Consider the following 4210-nt stretch of genomic DNA (forward strand, 5'->3'; position numbering starts at 1 on the left):
CCACGCGGGGCGAGGACGCCGAGCTGGCCCGGAGCGGCGTGCTCGGTGAGCAGGCGGAGACCGGCGAGCTTCTCCTCCGGGCCGGTCACCACACGGGGGACGCCGTAGATCATCGCGCTGCGGTAGTTGACCCCGTGCTCGAAGACCGAGCGGGCCAGCACCAGCCCGTCGACGTGGGTCACCGTGACGCAGACGGACGTCTCCGGGGCGGAGATCAGGCTGCGGCCGGCGACCGAGCCGTGGAGGTACAGGGTGTCGCCGTCGGCGCCGTACACCGTCGGGACGACCATGACCTGTCCCTCGACGGTCACTCCCAGGTGGCACACGAAGCCCGCCGCGAGGATGGCGTCGAGGACGTCGCGGTCGAGGCTGCCCTGTTCCCGCAGGCGGCGGTGCGTGGTCCGGTCCGTCTGGGTCAGGCTCCGGCGCTGGGGGGACGTGGTCATGCCGGCTCTCTCCCTGGGTACGGTCGGCGCCCGGCCCCGGGCGGGGGGCCGGCCGAGCGCGCGCACGCCGCCGTGATGCGTCGGCGTTTCGAGCGATGCTACCGATTCCGTGTTATTAGTACGAGATCTGGCACTGAATCCGTTGTCGCGGGGCCTTGGAGGCCTCAGCGGGAGGAGGAGGCCGCGAGCGTCACCGGGACGTCCCGCGCCAGGGCCGGAAGGTGCTCGGAGATCGGGAGCCGCAGGACGAAGCGGGCGCCACCGGCCTCCGATTCCCCGGCCTCGATGGTTCCGCCGTGGGCGCGGGCGATGTCGCGGACGATCGCGAGGCCGAGACCCGTGCCTCCCCGGTCGCGGCAGCGCGAGGCGTCCAGCCGGGTGAAGCGCTCGAAGATCCGCTCCCGGTCCGCCTCGGCGATGCCGTCCCCGTCGTCGGCGACGACCAGCTCGGCGAACTTCCCGTCGCGGCGCACCTCGACCAGCACGACGCACCTGGCGTGCCGCTGGGCGTTGTCCAGCAGGTTGGTCAGCACGCGCGCGATCTGGGTGTCGACGGCCCTGACCATCACCCCGGGGGTGAGCCGCAGCCGCACGGGCACCCGGTCGGCGCGCCGGGAGACCTCCATGCGGGCCGACTCCGCCAGGTCCACGTCCTCCAGGGCGCTGGGCGCGCCCGCGCCGACCTTCGCCAGGAGCAGCAGGTCGGTGATGATGGCCTGGAGCCGGTCGACGTCCCCGAGCGTACGGTCGAGCAGATCGTCGAGGTCGGTGTCCTCCGGATGCATCCGCGCCTCCTCAAGCTGGGCACGAAGGCCCGCGATGGGGGTACGGAGCTCGTGCGAGGCGTCGGAGGTGAACTGCCGCTGCGCGGCGAGGACATGGTCCATCCGCTCCTTGGCGTTCTCCAGGCGTTCCAGCGTGCTGTTGACGGTCCTGGCGAGGCGGGAGATCTCGTCGTCGCCCGCGGGCTCGGGAACGCGGCTGCTCAGGTCGTTGACGTTGGTGGCGGCCAGCTCGGTGCGAATGGCCTCGACCGGCCGGAGGGTCCGGCCGGTGATCTTCCAGGTCGCCCAGGTCGCGAGGGAGACCAGCACCGCGACCTGGATCGCGAACAGGGCGTCGAAGACGCCCGCGGACACGACCCCGCGGATCGGGCCGCCCGCGTAGACGGTGTTGGAGTCGGGGCCGAGGCTCACGCGGACGGCCGAGACGCGGACGCAGCCGAGCTGCGCGAAAGCGCAGGTCTCCACGTCCTTCTGCGGGTCCGCCGCCGTGGGCCGCACCGTGCTCAGCGGCGCGAGCCCGCGCACGGCGGGGGAGGAGGCGATGACGCGGCGGTCGGGCCCGACGAGCTGGACCAGGTCGACGCCGGGGACGCTGCTGGTGATGACGGGGTCCGTCAGCTTGCCCGCCCGGTCGGCCGCCGCCATCAGGCCGGCCGCGCGCCGGGCGTCCAGCCAGCCGGCGTTGTCCAGTTGCTGGCGCGCGACCATGCCCGCGAGCACCCCCGAGGGCACGAGCAGGAGCATCGCGAGGATGGCGACCAGGGCGGTCACCCGTCCGCGGATGGACCGAGGCCGCCACGACGTCAGCGCCCGCCGCAGCGGGGGTGACGGGGATGGGAGTCTGGCACGCACGCGGGTGTCCTCCTGATGGCGTGGTCATCGGAGCTGACCACGGTGGCGATGTGACCCCGGGCGCGGGATCGCCGCACGTCGGGTTCCAGGGCTGCCGTGTGGTGGAGCAGTCGGGCGGATCATCGCCGGGACCCTGGATGTGGTGGTCACGACTGCCCCGGATTTGGAGCCCCGTCACCTCGTCGCGCGTGATGCCGGGGCCGCGCCGCATCGGCGGGCGCTCTGCGGGAAGCGCCGGCAGGACGTACGGCACGCTGGGCGCCGCCGGACGTGCTCCCGTCACCCGGGCACGGACCATGCGTTCGCGGTCTGCGCGCCAACGGGCGACTCGCCAGGCAACAGCAACTTAGCATATGCCCCAAAATGGCGCAAATCGGGCAAAATTATAGCGTGATCAGGTCACACCGGGGTCAAGCACGGGCGATGTTCGCCTGGACGGTCCAAGGGGGGCCCGGCCCGTATGCCGGAAGACCGCCCGGCTGGAAGCCGGACGGTCACCTGGCGCCTGGTTCCGAGGACCTCCCCCTCCGGCCCGGCCGCGATCGGCGGCGGCCCTCAGGGCGTGGAACCTCGATGGGCCACTACGTGCGGTAGACCTGGAACTCGGAGATCTGCGCGGCGGGCCAGCCGGTGTTGCCGGTGAAGTAGAGCTGGAGCCCGCGTACCGAGGTCGGGGGGAAGGTGATCGTCACGGTGTTGCCGGTCGCCGGGTTGAAGGTGTAGTCCCGCGACCCCACGATCGTCGCGTACGGCCAGCCGGGGGTCTGGTTGGCCTTCACCGTCAGGGTCTGGGTCCTCGTCCCCCAGGACGAGGACGGCGGCAGGGTGAGCACGATCTTGCTGACGCTCGTGAGGGGCGCCCCGAGGTCGAGGGTGAGCGTCTGCGGGAAGGCGTTGTTGGCGCTCTCCCAGTAGGAGAGGGCGTTGCCGTCGTTGGCGTAGTACTGCCAGAAGCCCGGTGTGGAGCTGCTCGCGGTGATCGGCTTGCCCAACGCGAGGTTCGGGTTGGGGGGCGTGGTGGTGCCGGTGAACTGGTCCACCCAGTACTTGGTCCGGTCCAGGTAGGCGGTCTCGGCCGCCACGCCCGTCTTGCCGTAGGCGCCGTTGAAGGTCTGGTAGCCGAACCCGGCGGGAGGGGCCGAGGACGCCGGCTCCAGCACCGATCCTTCGTGCCACTCGTTGAACGAGGTGACCGACACCCAGCTCGGCGGCCCGCCGTTGGCGGCGGACAGGGCGTTCTGCCACTCGGTGTCGTAGGTGGCGCCGTTGTTCCGTGCGAGCGTCGGGGTGGTGTTGCCCGGCACGGCGCGGTCGTCGATGTACCCGGGGCCGACTGACGGCGCCCAGACCAGGCCGTTCGCGTTGCAGAAGTCGGCGGCGCCCTTCCAGCCGGGCGCGGTCGCGCCGGCGATGGCGTCGTAGGTGTACATGCCGCCGAAGTGCGCGACCTTGGAGGTGTCGGTGGTCTGCGCCAGCACGATGCTGCTGGACTTCACCTGCTCCAGCGCGGTCCAGTCGGTGATCCGCAGGCTCTCGAAGACGTAGAACGCGCCGCGGTTGCCGTGCGCGGCGTCACGGTAGAACGCGGGGCTGCCCCCGTACCGCGAGTTGATGTAGTTGACGTCGGCGACCGTCGACGCGGCCGTGCGGCCGGGGTACGGCTCCAGGTGCCAGGCCACCTTGATCCCGAATCGCGCGGCCGTGTCGAGGACGCCCGCCGCGAGCTGGTCCTCGTACGAGCCCTGTCCCCACCAGCTGAAGACGATGACGCCCGCGCCCGACTGCTGGATCCACCGCATGTGCTGGCTCACCGCGCCGGCGAGGTCGCCGGAGTCGTACGCGCCGAACTTCGGGTAGAGGTCCGCGCCGATGTCGTTCGGCGGGGTGTGGCCGCCCTGTTGCCAGTGCCGGTAGCTCCCGGCCACGGCGGGGGAGCCGTACCACGGGTAGTAGAACAGGTGGACGTCGGTGTTGGTGCGCGCCGCGGCGGCGGCCGGGGCTCCGGGGGCGACGTAGGGGGCGGCTCCGGAGGCGCTCCGCTCCCCATGAACGCCGAACGTCGTTCGTCTCGATCCAGCAGGGCCTCTACCTGCCCTTTGGCCAATGCCTGGAGGACGCGCTCGGTCG

3 protein-coding genes are annotated in these 4210 nt (G+C 71.9%); all 3 read right to left on the reverse strand.

Translation table 11 applies throughout. The features are described from left to right. Positions 1–446 (reverse strand): pyridoxamine 5'-phosphate oxidase family protein (locus tag AB0B89_RS35205; RefSeq protein ID WP_358561746.1); only part of this gene is annotated, 446 nt, incomplete at its 3' end. A gap of 164 nt (positions 447–610) precedes the next feature. Then, complete coding sequence (locus tag AB0B89_RS35210) at positions 611–2083, reverse strand: HAMP domain-containing sensor histidine kinase (protein WP_358561749.1); 1473 nt, start codon at positions 2081–2083, stop codon at positions 611–613. Between the two features lie 581 nt (positions 2084–2664). Beyond that, on the reverse strand, positions 2665–4210 hold a 1546-nt coding region (locus AB0B89_RS35215; protein ID WP_358561752.1), incomplete at its 5' end, for a discoidin domain-containing protein.

Origin of the sequence: Sphaerisporangium sp. NPDC049002 (assembly GCF_040649355.1) — a bacterium.
Taxonomy (GTDB): domain Bacteria; phylum Actinomycetota; class Actinomycetes; order Streptosporangiales; family Streptosporangiaceae; genus Sphaerisporangium.